This window comes from Pseudomonas sp. SIMBA_067 (assembly GCF_046534675.1).
In the GTDB taxonomy this organism is placed as follows: Bacteria; Pseudomonadota; Gammaproteobacteria; order Pseudomonadales; family Pseudomonadaceae; genus Aquipseudomonas; species Aquipseudomonas putida.
In genome coordinates this window covers 1-381 of record NZ_JAWRYH010000094.1, presented here as the reverse complement: position 1 = coordinate 381, position 381 = coordinate 1, and the positions used below count along the sequence as shown (strand labels likewise).

The following is a 381-nucleotide window of genomic DNA, read 5'->3' as shown; positions in this document are numbered from 1 at the left end:
AGAGTACATTCGCGCCCGTCCCGATATCTTCTTCACCGGCAGCGACGGCTCTATGCGCTCTAACCGCGCCTTCTGTCAGCTGGCAGGTCAGTATGCGGTGGATATGTTTATCGGTGCCACCCTGCAGGTCGATGGCCTGGCAAACTCCTCAACCGTGACCCGCGGTCGCCTTTCCGGTTTCGGCGGTGCGCCTAACATGGGCCACGATCCGCACGGCCGACGTCATGCCACGCCTGCATGGCTCAATATGATCACCGAACCGGACCCGATGCAGCGCGGTAAAAAACTGGTGGTTCAGATGGTGGAAACCTTCCAGGCCGGTGCCAAACCGACCTTTGTTGAAACGCTTGATGCCGTTGAAGTGGCGAAATCGACCGGTAT

Annotated in this window: 1 protein-coding gene; it reads left to right on the top strand. The window is 58.8% G+C overall.

Annotation, left to right across the window (positions count from 1 at the left end; genetic code table 11):
- Positions 1-381 (top strand): malonate decarboxylase subunit alpha (locus SB765_RS28235; RefSeq protein WP_410932299.1); only part of this gene is annotated, 381 nt, incomplete at both ends.